The 12092-nt window shown below is 49.1% G+C and carries 14 protein-coding genes; 6 read left to right on the top strand and 8 right to left on the bottom strand.

Annotated elements, in window-relative coordinates:
- Nucleotides 1–194 precede the first annotated feature (194 nt).
- The 3 genes from EBB54_RS25660 to EBB54_RS25650 form a co-directional block, all read right to left on the bottom strand.
- Nucleotides 195–917: a hypothetical protein gene (locus tag EBB54_RS25660; protein ID WP_243127812.1), complete on the bottom strand. Its 723-nt coding sequence runs from the start codon at nt 915–917 to the stop codon at nt 195–197.
- A 94-nt stretch (nt 918–1011) separates the two neighbouring features.
- Nucleotides 1012–1725 (bottom strand): ATP-binding cassette domain-containing protein, encoded by a 714-nt coding sequence (locus tag EBB54_RS25655; RefSeq protein WP_125129537.1) that lies wholly within the window; start codon nt 1723–1725, stop codon nt 1012–1014.
- On the bottom strand, nt 1712–2080 hold the full coding sequence (locus EBB54_RS25650) for a GntR family transcriptional regulator (RefSeq protein WP_125129536.1): 369 nt from the start codon (nt 2078–2080) through the stop codon (nt 1712–1714). The genes EBB54_RS25655 and EBB54_RS25650 overlap by 14 nt, the downstream gene beginning before the upstream one ends.
- Before the next feature lie 316 nt (nt 2081–2396).
- Between EBB54_RS25650 and EBB54_RS30280 the strand changes: the two genes are divergently transcribed.
- Together EBB54_RS30280 and EBB54_RS25645 are read left to right on the top strand one after the other, a co-directional pair.
- Entirely contained in the window at nt 2397–2564 is a 168-nt protein-coding gene (locus tag EBB54_RS30280) for a hypothetical protein (protein WP_154677813.1), read from the top strand.
- A gap of 82 nt (nt 2565–2646) precedes the next feature.
- Nucleotides 2647–2895 carry a hypothetical protein gene (locus EBB54_RS25645; RefSeq protein ID WP_125129535.1) on the top strand — a complete coding sequence of 83 codons (249 nt, stop codon included), beginning with the start codon at nt 2647–2649 and terminating at the stop codon, nt 2893–2895.
- Between the two features lie 195 nt (nt 2896–3090).
- Here EBB54_RS25645 and EBB54_RS25640 read toward each other — a convergent pair whose 3' ends face one another.
- From EBB54_RS25640 to EBB54_RS25625, 4 genes are all read right to left on the bottom strand, one after another.
- Nucleotides 3091–4596 (bottom strand): carboxypeptidase M32, encoded by a 1506-nt coding sequence (locus tag EBB54_RS25640; protein ID WP_125131047.1) that lies wholly within the window; start codon nt 4594–4596, stop codon nt 3091–3093.
- Between the two features lie 203 nt (nt 4597–4799).
- Nucleotides 4800–6563 carry an IS66 family transposase gene (locus EBB54_RS25635; RefSeq protein WP_125129534.1) on the bottom strand — a complete coding sequence of 588 codons (1764 nt, stop codon included), beginning with the start codon at nt 6561–6563 and terminating at the stop codon, nt 4800–4802.
- A 24-nt stretch (nt 6564–6587) separates the two neighbouring features.
- Nucleotides 6588–6953 (bottom strand): hypothetical protein, encoded by a 366-nt coding sequence (locus EBB54_RS25630; RefSeq protein WP_125126563.1) that lies wholly within the window; start codon nt 6951–6953, stop codon nt 6588–6590.
- 187 nt (nt 6954–7140) lie between these two features.
- Nucleotides 7141–8049, bottom strand: a complete 909-nt coding sequence (locus EBB54_RS25625) for a LysR family transcriptional regulator (RefSeq protein WP_125129533.1) — start codon at nt 8047–8049, stop codon at nt 7141–7143.
- A gap of 165 nt (nt 8050–8214) precedes the next feature.
- On the opposite strand from EBB54_RS25625, the gene EBB54_RS25620 reads away from it, so the two are divergent.
- The 4 genes from EBB54_RS25620 (at nt 8215) to EBB54_RS32020 (ending at nt 9562) form a co-directional block, all read left to right on the top strand.
- Nucleotides 8215–9015 carry a class I SAM-dependent methyltransferase gene (locus EBB54_RS25620; RefSeq protein ID WP_125129532.1) on the top strand — a complete coding sequence of 267 codons (801 nt, stop codon included), beginning with the start codon at nt 8215–8217 and terminating at the stop codon, nt 9013–9015.
- Nucleotides 9016–9085: 70 nt separating this feature from the next.
- Entirely contained in the window at nt 9086–9220 is a 135-nt protein-coding gene (locus EBB54_RS32030) for a CatA-like O-acetyltransferase (protein WP_330554615.1), read from the top strand.
- Between the two features lie 25 nt (nt 9221–9245).
- Nucleotides 9246–9503 (top strand): hypothetical protein, encoded by a 258-nt coding sequence (locus tag EBB54_RS32025; RefSeq protein WP_330554713.1) that lies wholly within the window; start codon nt 9246–9248, stop codon nt 9501–9503.
- Nucleotides 9464–9562: a CatA-like O-acetyltransferase gene (locus EBB54_RS32020; protein ID WP_330554614.1), complete on the top strand. Its 99-nt coding sequence runs from the start codon at nt 9464–9466 to the stop codon at nt 9560–9562. Before EBB54_RS32025 ends, EBB54_RS32020 begins: the two co-directional genes overlap by 40 nt.
- A 318-nt stretch (nt 9563–9880) precedes the next feature.
- On the opposite strand, the gene EBB54_RS25610 is transcribed toward EBB54_RS32020, so the two are convergent.
- Entirely contained in the window at nt 9881–11929 is a 2049-nt protein-coding gene (locus EBB54_RS25610; protein ID WP_125129531.1) for an FAD-dependent oxidoreductase, read from the bottom strand.
- Nucleotides 11930–12092 lie beyond the last annotated feature (163 nt).

The raw sequence follows: 12092 nt of genomic DNA, 5'->3' as shown, positions 1-12092 counted from the left end.
CTGATATCTCGGCAGACCTCCGTCTAAAAGCATACCGTAAAAGGCTGAATGTAATTACCGGCAGACTTCCGCAGCAAATCCTGCTTCGAATATGCAGGCTTTGCTGCAGGATACGATGCAGGAAGCAGGAGGCTGCGCAAGAAAACAGCATGGCAAATTATGAGGCCGGGCCGGCATTTTGGAGCTGGAAATACTCAGGCTTCCTCATCAAACAAGGCGCGGGAAAAATTCAGGCTGAGCCGGAATAACAGTCCCGCGCTTCCCAGCATGACCAGATACCACACCCCTTCCAGTATCCACACAGGCGGCACTTTCTCCGGATCGAAATGCAGGAATTGCAGTTCCGCAGCCGCCTGAATGAGCTCGCTCAAAAACAGGCCCAGGAAAAAGGATCTTACATATTGATATTCCTGATGCCGGCCCAAACGGCGCAGAAAGATCCACAGAGACGCAAGGGGCTGCACCAGGCCGCCGATGATCAGCACTTTCCAGAAGTCCGGTGTCACGTTCAAGTAGAACCAGCGCATGGATTCGGTTGCAAACTTTTCCATCAGGGTACTTGCCAGCTGCCCGGCCAGGATCATTGCGGCCAGCAGCGACACGCCAAGCAGCAGCCTTGCCAGAAGTCTGGCGCTTTCCGATAAGTCTCCTGAGCGTTCCATTGGATGCAGCCGATCTTCATAAGGGGTCATGAGGACAACCATCGGCTGTATCAATCCCAGAATCAGCATGACCACAAGACCCATGTTGACAAACGCAATTGCCCAGTAAGCATGAACCCGCAGGAAATCACAGGCAGCCTCCGGGAGCAGCGCAATCAGCAGTAGTACCGCCAGGAATGTACCGGCTGGAATGTACAGCTTATAAAAAAGCTTCCTTGACTCCCATCCCAATGCCCGCTTTATTTGTTCTGCCATGCTCCATTCTCTTTGTTCACAGGTCATCATATGCCTCCTTTCTCCGCCCTGTTCTGACACAGACACGGGGTTCATATTTTTTCGAAATGCAGGTTTATTTCCGAAACCGTTCCAGGTAATACTGTTCCACGGACATTCCGCAGGTTTCTCTGAGTTCCTCCGTATCTTTCTCCACAATTTTTCCATGATCCAGAAAAAGGATCTGATCGAATAGCTGCTCAAAGTCACGAAGCAGGTGGGTTGCCATGACGATTGACGCACCCTCGGGCAGATATTCCATCAAAAACCTCCGGACATCCCTTTTAAATGCCGCGTCTGCTCCGGTCAGCGGTTCGTCCAGCAGATACAGTTCGGACTCTACGCAGATCACCAGAATCAGCATCAGAAGTTCCCGCTGCCCATCCGACAGCTTCCTGAGCAGCGTCTTCCTGTCAAAGCCCATATTTTCAATCAAACCGCAGGCTTTTTCGGACGCAAAATTCTGATAGTGGGATTGGTAAAACTGTACCGCATCCCTGACACGCATCCAGCTATAAAAAATATCCCTGGGCATCAGATAGGAGATCCTTTTTGTATAACGGAAGATTCTCCCCTCATCCGGCTTCCAGATTCCCGCCATCAATTTCAGGAGCGTGCTTTTCCCACTGCCGTTTCTGCCTGCCAGTCCGATGATGCGGTTTCGCGGGAGCTGCACATTCAGGCGGTGCAGAATGAGTTTTTCATCCAATGACTTGCTCACGCCTTTCAGCTCCATTAGAAGCTGCCCGGAGTCACCGCTTCCCCGAAATAGAAAATCATGATCTCTCATCTGACGTCCCCTCCCATTCTGCTTCGATCAGGCATTGAATCTCTTCCAGGGACAGGCCGCAGTTTTTCATTGTCCGGACAAATTCCCCTGTTTTCTCTCTGGCAAGCCTTGCCTGCAGGCCGCCCGCGTGTTCCTCCCGTATGAAATATCCGATTCCTTTTTTGGAAATGATGATTCCTTCGGATTCCAATTGCTGCATCACCCGCTGCATCGTCAACGCGGAAACCTCGAATAAAACCGAGCCCTCCCGCACGGACGGCAGCTTATCCCCGGCCCTTCGCCGGCCGCTGGCGATCTGTTCCTTCAAGAGGGAGGCAATCTGGATATAAATCGGCTTTTCGTTATCAAATTCCATAATCTGTGATCGCCTCCTTCTGTATATTGCCGCATCGTTATAGTGTTATACTTATGTTATACAGTATAGCAGTATAAGAATATAGCTGTCAATATGAAAAGTTTTTATCTGACTGTGAACAGTAACGAATAGTAACAACGTAAAAAATATAGCTTCAAAAAGCATTTACATTCACAGCCTTGTCTGCTATACTGAACAGGTGAATACAAATCGGATCGTGCTTTTCTGGCTGTCCGGCAATTCTGGCGTCTCGCCATATTTCACAGTAATTGCAGCCCATTGATTTCTATATTTACAGAAGAAAGGATTTTTATTTATGGTAAAAAACTTTAGACCTAAAGACAAAAATTTATGGGATGAGATCTTCAATACGATTGTGGATGTCATGCCGGAGCAGTTGTTTCCGCTCTTCAAAGAGGTGTATGGAAAGGAATATCCAAAAGGAACTGGAACAGAGAAATCTGACACAGCAGGAGTACAGTGATTATCTCAATCTTTTCCGATTTGCTGCCGATAAGATTTTTAAGGATAAAAAGCACTCCAAATTCCGAAAGGGGGTACACCAAATGACGAGCTTATATGACCAACTGCCCAGTGTGCGCGAAAAGAGACTGCGCGCCAAGCTGGAAGGGATGCTGGAAGAGATGCGTCTCGAAAAGGAGAATGCGCTTGACGCTCTTGCCAGAAAGGAAGCGGAACTTGCAGAAAAAGAAGCTGAGTACGCAAAAAGAGAAGCCGAATGCGAAAAAAATGAAGCCGAACTTGTACGGCTAAAGGAATTACTGCATCAACACCATATTGTACTGACCCCATAAAAACGGATTATATGCCCCGCAGCAAGCTGATCAATCACAGCCGGCTGCGGGGTCTTTGACTTTACCTACGTTTGGTTTCAGACATTTCCGGGCAAGTACTGCTGACACTTTGCGGCCCCTACGGCAGCTGCATACCCTGTTGCAGTCCCTTCGGCAGTTGCGCACTCTGCTGCTGCCCCTTTTCCTCTGCCCATTCTAATCCATCAGTCCGTAGAGTTCTCCGTATTTCTTTTTAAAATGCCGGATCAGCGGTTCTGCCGACACCTCCCTGCCGCAGACTGCCTGGATGACTTCTTTCGGTTTCCGCGTGTTTCCGTACCGGTGAATCTTTTCGTTGAGCCATTTCGTGATCTCGGAAATTTTTCCTGCTGCCAGCAGTTCATCCACAGACCCAAGCTCCTGCTCAATCGTATCCAGGAACATTCCGTCGTAAATACTCCCCAGCAGGTAAGACGGAAAATATCCAAAGGACGCGTCCGACCAGTGCACGTCCTGGAGAATGCCCTGACTGTCATTTTCAGGGGTGATCTGCAGATATTCCTTCATTTTCTGATTCCAGAGCGCAGGAAGCTCCTCAACCGGAACCTGGCCGCGGAAGATGGCCTGCTCCATTTCATAGCGCAGTATAATATGGAAGCAGTAGGTCAGCTCATCGGCTTCAATACGGATATAGCTGTTTTTTACATGGTTGATCTCACGGTAAAAATCGTCCAGAGAAATCTCCCGGAACTGGGGAAGCAGCTCTCCCAGCCTGTCATAAATAGGAAGCCAGAAATTTTTATTCCGGCCCAGGATATTTTCATAAAACCGGGACTGGCTCTCGTGGATTCCCATATAATTGCAGCTTCCCGCCACCGTCTTGTCGTAGTCAGGATTGACGTTCTGGTCAAAGATCCCGTGGCCGCCCTCATGGATTGCGGAAAAGATGGCAGACAGCGGATCGTGCTCATAGTAATGGTTGGTCACCCGCACATCCTTTGAGGAAAAGCTGGTGGTAAAGGGATGCTCCGTCTCGTCCACGGCCCCGGCGTCCCTGCGGAATCCGATATAATCCAACAGCATCCACTGTACCTTTTTCTGGGCATCCGGGTCGGAGTACACATGAAATCTCGGATCCTCCGGCTGGTTTTTTGCGGCAATCTTCTGAACCAGCGGGATCAATTCCTGCTTCAGGTCTTGGAACAGCCGGTCGATGGTAGCGGAATCCATGCCTTCCTCAAATTCATCCAGCATGGCGTCATACAGTTCTTTGCCCGGATCGGTATAGCCCGTGATCTCCCTGCGCATGTCGATCATTTTCTTCAGATGGGGAGCATAGATGGAAAAATCCGAAGACCGCTTTGCCTCCTCCCAGGCTGTTCCGGATTCCGCCTGAGCCCGGACAAACGCCTCGTACACGTCCGCCGGAATCCGACGGTTCCGGTCAAAGTCCCGTTTCATACGGCCAACGATGAACTTCCAGGTGTCGTCCAGAGCATCGTATTCCCCGGGCTCTGCCAGCTTGTCCAGCATCTCTCCCAGCTCCCCGGACGTGGACAGCGCGAAGCTCTCTGCCGAAAAATGTGTCAGCGCCTCGATGTGCGCGGCCTGTCCCAGCTTCGGCGCCTTCGTCCTCATGTCCCAATACAGCAGGTTTGTCACATGGTCATATTGCTGCATTTTTGTTAAATACTGTCTGAACTCCTCAAATAATCTGCTCATCATTTTTTCATCCTTTCTTTTTTTGATTCAAACTGCGGCATAATAGAATCATAACACAGTCAAAGCGCATTTGCATCAGATAAACACTCATTTTTTGCATCCATCGATATTTAGAAGTTACTATTCACAGTCCAAATGGCTTTTTTGCAACACAAATGAACCGGTATTTCGCCGGCCATTTGTTTCAAACAGGCTGAATGCTTTTATGGCTGGGATGTTTGAGAGAATATTTCTTCTATAGTATAAGGATTCCCGTTACACAACCTCGTCAATGCGCTCATCTCATTGATCCCATTCCTTCTGCATGTTTCTATATAAGTTCGGATTGCCGCATAATTGTCTGCTGTCCTAGCTGAAGCGAACTGGCCTGACACCTTCATTTTTGTCTTCACACCACACAACGCCCTCTCACTCAAATTGTTGGTTGTGGGCAACGAAAAATCTTCCACCCATGCAAAAAAATTTTCCCGGTAATCTATAATCCTCGCAATAAGGGCACGCTCAAATGGCCCGGAATAATCGGATGTATTGGCTGCGGCCTCCCCCTCTGCTTTCCCCAGCAGTTCCGTCATCTTTTTGTTAAAGTTTTCTATATACGCCTCCCCAAAGCTTTCCTCCCCCGACAGGATCCGGTCATTTCTGTCCCTGATCGTGCCGGAGACCAGCTGTTTGATCTCAAGTAATACCTTATACCCTGTTTCGTCCGCACTCTTTTGGAGGCCCCTCTGCAGGTGTGCATTGCATTCCAGATTCATGAATACAAACCTGCTGTTGTAATTGATGGAATTGTGGTCATGCATGACACTTGTCATTTCTGTGAGCGCCTCCAATATCCCGTCTGCCAGTATGCCATCCATGTCCTTTTTGTTATGGGCAACATAATAGGCGGCTGTCTCATCCCCGTAAAAGCGCAGGCATATCCTGGACTTGTCAGCCATCACCACAGTGTCATCCCAATAGAGGATGGGGCGTGTGACCAGGAGCCGGAAAAGATCCTCCCTGAATTGTTTTAAGCCCCTGGCCGCCCTTGGCTGGAGTTTCGCGATATACCCTTCACTGGGACATACCTCCCCATCCGTCAGGCCGCTGATCAGGAGGGGAACCTTGTTGATGGCCGCGTTTGTGGTGTTCATCAGCGAGAGGGACAGCGCCTGGAGAAACGCCCCATACTGGCACTCGGCCCGTAAGGCCGGGTCAATCCCAGTACGGACAATCTGCCCGCAGTTTCTGCACTGGTACACCCAAAATTTATGGAGCCGCTTTATGACTTTGACCTCGATATCAATCTCGTATTTTTCCTCACATTCACCGGTAAAGGTAAAATCCCCGCAGCCGCATTCCGGACAGAATTCCCCGTCGCCCACCGGATGGCTTACTTCCTCGTCCACCTCTTCCGGCCCAGGCTTTTCCAGGGTATGGCGCTCGTGTCCGCGCTGCCCGCCTTTCGGCTTCCCTGTATTCCTGCGGCTGTTCGGGATATGCCTGTCTTTCCACGGGGGTGTCTGGCCGGTTGGGGTGGAAGTATTTGTGCTATCCCTGCCGAGCAGGGCTGCCGCATGGGCGAGCTCTGCCGCCAGCCCATGGATCACGGCATCCTTTTCCGCAAGCTGCCCCTCATAATCCTGGATGATGGCGGCAATCTTATCATCGGATGCTTTCAGGATCTCCCAGTTTTTATCCATCAGTTTTTGGATCTTCTGTTCTTTCTTATTCAATTCGGCCTGGTATTTTTCCCAGTCTGAGTCACATTCCCCAAACCAGATGTTCCGGATGGTAACCGTGGCGGCATGGGCCTTTGCCAATTCTTTTTTTAACCGTTCAATCTCCTTGATATACCCGGCAACCACCTTGTGGTGGTCTGCCTGCAGCTTTTTATATCTTTCCCCGTTCCGGAAAGCTTCTAATTCCCGGCGCATGGCCTTATTCTGGTATTGGAGTGTGGTATATTCTGAAAACAGACGGTCCATGGCTGCCTCCTATAGGTATCCTGTTTACGCTTCCGGTATATGGGAAGCGATTTCTTTTATACGTTCCAAACTGGAACGCAGCAACTGGTTGCGGTGTTCTAAAACTTTGATCCTGGCATCTTTTTCCGCGCATTCCTTTTTTAATGTTTCAGCAAGGAACCGGTAGTCGGTTTCTGGTTTTTTCTTTTTGCTATGGCTGGAATTGTCATCCGGTTCCTTTTTTCTGCCGCGCTTTCCTGACGACGGGATCAGTTCACCTGTCTCCGGATCTTCTGTGCCAAGATATTTCCGGATCGGCCTGGATTGTTTTGTTTCCGGGTCATAATGGGAAGTTGATTCATAGAGGGCAACCCGACCTGTTTTTTTATTCACATATCTTACGATTGACATTTTATCTTCCCCTTTCTACATATTGGTACTATATATTATAACACATACCAATAAAAATATCAATATGTTATTGGTATGTTTTTCAAAAAATACCAATAAACTAACAGGGATGCTGGTTTAATAAGCCAAAGAGGGCCCCAAACCATAGATAAACACTAGGTTTGAGGCTCTCTATTATAATTGGATTTTATACTTTAACCAGACTGTGAATAGTAACATTTAGAAATCTCAGAATATTTTCGTTGAACGGCTGGATATCATTGTACAAAAATCCGATTTCGCGGGGCGGGATTGGATTTGACAGTACAATTTCCATCAGTGTTCCGGCTTCTAATTCCTGTTCTACGAATTGCTTTACAACGCAGGACACCCCTATGCTCATTTTGGCAAATTCAATCAGCATATCCATTTCATTCACTTCCAGGATATGCAATGGAATGATGTTGTTTTTGGCGTAGTATCGATTGATGTGTTTACGGGATACATTATCTTGATCGAGAAGCATAATATTCGCGTATTCAAATATTTCATCATTCTTACAATTCAGCTTTTCCCTGTATGCCGGACTGCAGACAAATGTATAGTCGATCACACCCAGGGAGTGATAGACTGCCGCTCCCGCGTTCTCCGGTTTTACCACCAGCGCCAGGTCAATGCTGCACGCTTCTATCATGGAATACGCCTCCGCAGAAGAGGTACAGGTGACCGCCAGATCCGTGTTCGGATATGAACCGGAAAATGCTTTTAAGTAGGGCATGAGAAAATGCTTGCACAGTACGCTGCTGGAGGCGATCCGCAAATATCCTGTGTAAAGCGGAAATCTGAGGCTTTTTTCTATATCCGAAAGCATACCAAGCGCTTTTTTGGCCTGGTCGTAGAGCAGCCTTCCTTTTTCCGTAAGCTCGACGCCCTTTGATTTTCTGATGAAAAGCGTGGTGTTCAGGTTTTCTTCAAGCTTTCTGATCGTAATGCTGACCGCTGGCTGGGAAATATAAAGCTGCGCGGCGGCTTTGGATATGCTCTTGTTTTCAGCGACAGAGAGAAAAATTTTATACTTTGTGAGATTCTCGAATGTATCCATATCCCATCTATCCATAAGTTGAATTTATACTTTTTATAAAAATCATATATTTGAATTATATCATTGCGGACCTTATAATGCAATCAAATACCCAGCATCAAGCCAAATATCCATGCAGGCATGGCTGCTTGGCTCGCTGCTTCACGGGAATAAAGCATCAGGAGGAGGTTTTACAATAATATGTATGCATTTGACGGAGAAAAATACAAGTCAGCTTCCAGACATCAAAAAGAATGGGGGCGGGATTTAATTGCCGGATTGGCATTGAAAGGAAATGAATCCGTTTTAGATTTGGGATGCGGGGACGGCGTGCTGACAGAGCAGTTGTCATTGCTCGTGCCGAATGGAAGGGTAATCGGAATAGATGCTTCCGCAAGCATGATAAGTACCGCCCAAACACTGCATCGAGAAAATCTGGAATTTGTGCACATGGACATCAATGAGATTCCGTTCGAACATGAATTTGACCTGATTTTCTCTAACGCAGCGCTGCATTGGGTCAAAGACCACAAACGGCTTTTAAGAAATTCTTACAGAGCATTAAGGCCAGGCGGCGAACTGCTATGGGATTTCGGGGGATTCGGCAATTGTTCTAATTTCTGTGATGTAGTTCAGGAAAAAATAAAGGAGCCCCGCTATATGAACTATTTCGCAAATTTCCAATGGCCCTGGTTTATGCCTTCCAAATCACAGTATACAGAGCTGATTGCAGAGCTTGGCTTCCCGGATTATGCTGTAAAAGAAATCAATCGGGACAGATATTTTTCCAATGCTTCTGAAATGGTTCAATGGATTGACCAGCCATGCATTGTGCCGTTTACGGAACACCTTCCGTACAGAATAAAGGCAGATTTCCGCCGGGAAGTGGTGGAGGAAATGCTGCGCAGAACCCGGCAGCCGGACGGAACCTGCTTTGAAACCTTTCGCAGACTCATGGTATATGCCCGAAAGCCGAATGTACATACAGACAGATCCTCCTGACCCATTACTTATTGCTTGGCCGGGTATAAAGCAGACGCCACACTAGAACACCCAAAGGAGGGGAACCGTAATGAAAATTGATTTATCCACCTGGGGCCGAACCCAACACTATGAGATCTTCAGAAACTACGTCCAGCCGCAGTATTGCGTCACGTTCGAATTAGACATCACGCATTTTCTGGAAATGGTCCGAAAGCAGACGTAAGAGTGCGTTAGCACGGTTTTTGCGAATGGATGAGTCGGTTGGAGGCTCTTTAGAGCATCCAACCGTACAGTTGGAAGAATTTCGCTGCCGTTTTGCAGAGGGAGAACCGGTGCTGTATGAGCAAATCCATACTGCATTTACATACTTAAATCAGGAGACCGGGCTATTTAAAGTTGTGAATGTGGAAATGACGGATACGCTGGAAGAATATGTGATATCGGCAGCCGAAAAGACGGAAAGATCATGCTTCCTTTTTCCGTTCAGGTGCATCATTCTTTTGTAGACGGGGTTCATATCGGAACGCTGGCAGAACGTTTACAGCACGATCTGCATGTCATTTAATATCATGCAGCGTGGGGCTATACCCGCCCCATCGCCGCATTGGCCGGATGCCGCGCAGCAAGTGCACGGCACCGCGCAAGCAGTAACTAGTGTACTGGCCGCATTATATTCCAACAAACCTCCTTGTCTAATTTTCCATCGGACTGCGTTGGCTTCAATCGACGTAGCTACCGGCTACGCCTCATTCAGCCGCCTTGCCGATGAAAAATGATCCTGCGGAGTTTTACCGGATATAATGCGGTCAGCACACTAGAAATCAGCTTAAATGGACTAAAGCCGCCGCTGTAATTCATTTCATCGGATTTCTCCTTACATCCCTTACAGGTTCATGGCCGTCTCATAAGCCGCCCAGATCGCGTCCATAATGTTGGTCGGCTGTTTCGCGTCACCGATCAGATGCACATGGTCGCCCCTGATCTTTTCATACAGGCTGTTTTCCGGGATGTAGCCAACCGATACCACCACATGATCCGCCGGAATCTCGTGCTTCACCTTCATTCCCTGGGATCCCAGCGCGAACATCCGCTTTGCCCGGTTCGCCGTATTGGGGTAATTCTTTTCCGTCTCAACCACAACGGCAGTCCCGTTTTCATAGCTCTCCACCACCGCGTTTTTGATCACCTTTACCTGGTAATGATCCAGCAATTCCATCAGCATATTGTAGTTTGCCGCGGACAGGCCGAATGCATTGAGGATGGTTTCCGTCATTTCCACAAGGGTGACTTTCTTGCCTTCCCTGCCCAGCATATAGGCGATCTCGCAGCCGGTCAGTCCGCCGCCTACAACAACCACATGCTCTCCTTCTATCTTTTCGCTCAGAAGGGTATCCACCGCATAGGTCACATTGGGCGCGTCAAATCCGGGTGTGTCAAGCCTGCGCTCTTTTGCACCCGTAGCCACAAAGATTTCATCATAACCGTGAATCATCTCCTCCGTCACTTCCGAGTTCAGATGGACGTGAATGCCTAAGTCCTTCATCTGTTTTTCGTACCATGCCAGGAGCTGTCTGTCCTCCCCTTTAAAATCCGGAGCCGAAGCTGCCACGAATACGCCGCCCAGACGGTCTGATTTTTCATACAGATCCACCTCGTGGCCGCGCAGGGAGCAGACTCTTGCCGCCTCCATACCGCCTAAGCCGCCGCCTGCGACCAGGATCTTCTTTTTCGTCTCTGCCGGAGCCAGGGCGTAGCTCAACTCACGCCCGCAGGCCGGATTGACCGCACAGCTAATGTCCTTTCCCTGGAAAATGCGTCCCAGGCAGCCCTGATGGCAGGCAATACACGGACGGACATCCTCCAGCCTGCCCTCGTAAAATTTCTTTCCAAGCTCCGGGTCCGCCAGAAGCGGCCTGCCCATACCCATCAGGTCGATCAGCCCTTTGGCAATGGCTTCCTCCGCCAGCTCAGGATCATCAAAACGCCCTGCGCACACCACCGGGATATTCACGGCCCTCTTCACTTCCGCCACATCCTTCAGGTTGCATGCTTTCGGCATGTATACCGGCGGATGCGCCCAGAACCAGGAATCGTAGCTTCCGTTATCGCAGTTGAGCATGTCAAAGCCGTATTCCTCCAGAAGCTTTGCAGCCGCAACGCCTTCCTCCAGGTTACGTCCCATTTCTTCAAATTCTTCTCCCGGAAGCGCGCCCCGGTTGAAGTCCTTCACATAACTGCGCACGCTGTAGCGCACGGACACCGGAAAGTCCTTTCCGCATTTTTCCTTGATGGCCTCCACGATCTCTCTCGGGAAACGCAGGCGGTTTTCCAGGCTTCCGCCGTATTCATCGGTACGCCGGTTGTAAAATCCGATGGCAAACTGATCCAGCAGATAGCCCTCGTGAACCGCGTGGATCTCTACGCCATCGCCGCCTGCCCGCTTCACCAGATACGCCGCCTGGGCAAAATTTTTCACATACTGTTGGATCTCCTCCTTCGTGATCCCCCGGTTTTTCACGGTCGGGTCCCAGACGTTCTGAATCGGCGCAGGAGCGGGAAGCAGCTTCCAGTCCGCCTCCTTTTCCAGATGAGCCGCGCGTCCGGTCATGGCTGTGAGCTGGATAAATATTTTCGAGCCCTGCTCGTGTATCCCATCGGTCAGGTACTTCATCTCCGCCACATACTCCTCCGGAAAATTCACCGGATTCAGGTAAGGCATCGGTATAATTGGAACCAGCCCGGTCACGATCAGCCCGGTTCCCCCTTTTGCGCGCGCAATGTAATAATCCGCCCCGTCCTTCGTGTAAGCGCCGGTCTTTGGGTTCATCAGTCTGGGAGAAAATACTCCCATGGGCATCATGGCAAGCCGGTTGGGCACTTCTACACCGCCGATCTTTACCGGTGAAAATAAATTTTTGTACTTTGCAGGCATTGTAAACCTCCTTCTGCTCCGCGTCCTTCTGGCCGGAGACTTCTATAGATTATAAGCTGTATTTATTTTAACACAGAATCCTTTTATTTTCCATTGACACAGAATACAATTCGGCGAATAATATTTTGTAAAATATCACCAAAACCAGATTGCAAAACATGTG

This window comes from Schaedlerella arabinosiphila, assembly GCF_003885045.1.
Taxonomy (GTDB): Bacteria; Bacillota; Clostridia; order Lachnospirales; family Lachnospiraceae; genus Schaedlerella; species Schaedlerella arabinosiphila.
The sequence above is the reverse complement of the archived record's forward strand: the minus strand, read 5'-3'. Positions and strand labels throughout refer to the sequence as shown.

Bases quoted from the DNA above. Each gene is read 5' to 3' on its own strand.
- EBB54_RS25660 (WP_243127812.1), bottom strand. From the start codon at position 917: ATGGCAGAACAAATAAAGCGGGCATTGGGATGGGAGTCAAGGAAGCTT.
- EBB54_RS25655 (WP_125129537.1), bottom strand. From the start codon at position 1,725: ATGAGAGATCATGATTTTCTATTTCGGGGAAGCGGTGACTCCGGGCAG.
- EBB54_RS25650 (WP_125129536.1), bottom strand. From the start codon at position 2,080: ATGGAATTTGATAACGAAAAGCCGATTTATATCCAGATTGCCTCCCTC.
- EBB54_RS30280 (WP_154677813.1), top strand. From the start codon at position 2,397: ATGGTAAAAAACTTTAGACCTAAAGACAAAAATTTATGGGATGAGATC.
- EBB54_RS25645 (WP_125129535.1), top strand. From the start codon at position 2,647: ATGACGAGCTTATATGACCAACTGCCCAGTGTGCGCGAAAAGAGACTG.
- EBB54_RS25640 (WP_125131047.1), bottom strand. From the start codon at position 4,596: ATGAGCAGATTATTTGAGGAGTTCAGACAGTATTTAACAAAAATGCAG.
- EBB54_RS25635 (WP_125129534.1), bottom strand. From the start codon at position 6,563: ATGGACCGTCTGTTTTCAGAATATACCACACTCCAATACCAGAATAAG.
- EBB54_RS25630 (WP_125126563.1), bottom strand. From the start codon at position 6,953: ATGTCAATCGTAAGATATGTGAATAAAAAAACAGGTCGGGTTGCCCTC.
- EBB54_RS25625 (WP_125129533.1), bottom strand. From the start codon at position 8,049: ATGGATAGATGGGATATGGATACATTCGAGAATCTCACAAAGTATAAA.
- EBB54_RS25620 (WP_125129532.1), top strand. From the start codon at position 8,215: ATGTATGCATTTGACGGAGAAAAATACAAGTCAGCTTCCAGACATCAA.
- EBB54_RS32030 (WP_330554615.1), top strand. From the start codon at position 9,086: ATGAAAATTGATTTATCCACCTGGGGCCGAACCCAACACTATGAGATC.
- EBB54_RS32025 (WP_330554713.1), top strand. From the start codon at position 9,246: ATGGATGAGTCGGTTGGAGGCTCTTTAGAGCATCCAACCGTACAGTTG.
- EBB54_RS32020 (WP_330554614.1), top strand. From the start codon at position 9,464: ATGCTTCCTTTTTCCGTTCAGGTGCATCATTCTTTTGTAGACGGGGTT.
- EBB54_RS25610 (WP_125129531.1), bottom strand. From the start codon at position 11,929: ATGCCTGCAAAGTACAAAAATTTATTTTCACCGGTAAAGATCGGCGGT.